At 75.8% G+C, this 1,537-nt stretch carries 2 protein-coding genes and 1 pseudogene; 1 reads left to right on the top strand and 2 read right to left on the bottom strand.

The window, feature by feature from the left end; genetic code table 11:
- Positions 1-365: pseudogene (locus HUW36_RS32605) on the bottom strand (dipeptide epimerase); the annotation flags it as partial.
- A 44-nt stretch (positions 366-409) separates the two neighbouring features.
- Here HUW36_RS32605 and HUW36_RS32600 point away from each other — a divergent pair.
- Entirely contained in the window at positions 410-1,207 is a 798-nt protein-coding gene (locus HUW36_RS32600) for a tyrosine-protein phosphatase (protein WP_174531553.1), read from the top strand.
- A gap of 6 nt (positions 1,208-1,213) precedes the next feature.
- Here the strand turns inward: HUW36_RS32600 and HUW36_RS32595 are convergent.
- A partial coding sequence (locus HUW36_RS32595; RefSeq protein WP_174531552.1) for a serine hydrolase occupies positions 1,214-1,537 on the bottom strand: 324 nt, incomplete at its 5' end.

Here is a 1,537-nt window from a genome sequence, read left to right as displayed (position 1 = left end):
AGCCGCACCAGGGGTACGCCGAGCCGGCGCGCGGCCAGGTCGTGCAGCGCCACGTCGACGGCCGCCTTCGCCGACTCGTTGCCGACCACGGCCGCGCGCACCTGCGCGCACCGGGCCTGGAGGTCGTCCGCGTCCCGGCCGGTCAGCAGCGGCGCGAGAAGTTCGCGGACGCACGCCTCGGCCCCGGCGACCGACGCGCCGGTGACCTGCCACACCTGCGGGGCCTCGCCGAAACCCGAGCGACCGTCGCCGTCGACCACCTCGACGACCAGGGTGTCCACGGTGGTGGTGCGGCGCAGCGCGGTGACGAACGGGGTGTGTAAGGGGGCCGAGAGCCGGTGGGTGCGTACCGCGGCGATCGTCATGTGGGGCACCCTATAGGCATCTGGCGGCGAGCAGGGGAGGGCCGATGACCGGGCGGGACTGGGAGCTGGTGGGCGCGCCGAACGCCCGCGACCTGGGCGGGTTGCCGACGACCGACGGGCGGCGGGTCCGCGCCGGGCGGCTCCTGCGCACCGCGGCGCTGGGCCGGCTCACCGACGACGACCTGCCGGTGCTGGGCAAGCTCGGGGTGGCCTGCGTGGTGGACCTGCGCGACGCCGACGAGCAGGCGGTGGCCCCGCCGGACCGGCTGGTCGGTGATCCCCGTCGGGTGCACCTGCCGGTCTACGACGCGGCGCATCCGGTGTTCACGTACGTCTCGGCCGTGCTCCAGGGCCACGACCTGGACGCGTACGCGGAGCTGGCCCGCGAGGGCATGCCGGGGGCGATGACGGCGATCTACCGCTGGTTCGTCACCGGGGAGCCGGCGCGGGCCGGATTCGGCGCGGCGGTGCGGCTGGCCGCCGACGACGGGAACCTGCCGCTGTTGTTCCACTGCTCGGCCGGCAAGGACCGGACCGGCTGGCTGTCGGTGGTGCTGTTGACCGCGCTGGGTGTGCCCGAGCCGGCGATCCGGGCCGACTACCTGCGGCACAACGAGCTGACCGAGAGCCTGCGCGAGGTGCTGCTGGCGGCCATGACGCGCCGCCGGCCGGACCTGGACCCGACGGTGGCCCGGCCGCTGCTGGAGGTGCGCCCGGAGTATCTCGACGCCGCCTACGACGAGGTGCGTCGGGTGCACGGCACGTTCGAGGCGTACCTGCGCGACGGGCTGGGCGTGACCGACGAGGTCCGGGCGCGGCTGCGGGCGGCGCTGCTGGAGTAGGCGGCCTCAGCCGGCCAGGTCGTGCCGAGCGTCCCACACCCGCGCGGAGACGTGCGCGATGAGCCGGCAGGCGTCGTCCTCGACCTGCTCCCCGTCCGCGCCGCCGTCGGCCAGGTCGGTGGTCGTGCACACCACGACGGCGTACGGCGGCGCGTCGTCCGGGAAGACCACGCCGGCGCCGTGGCGGACACCGCGTACCCAACCGTTCTTGTGCGCGATGCGGGTGCCGTCGGGCAGGCCGGCGGCCAGGTCCTCGCGGTGTTCCTGCGCGACGAGCACGTCGAGCATGGCGGCGCAGCCGGCCGGCGAGGCCAGCGGGCCGGGCCGGGT

The organism is Micromonospora maritima, from assembly GCF_902825405.1.
GTDB lineage: Bacteria > Actinomycetota > Actinomycetes > Mycobacteriales > Micromonosporaceae > Micromonospora > Micromonospora maritima.
This window is presented reverse-complemented; position numbering and strand designations above follow the sequence as displayed.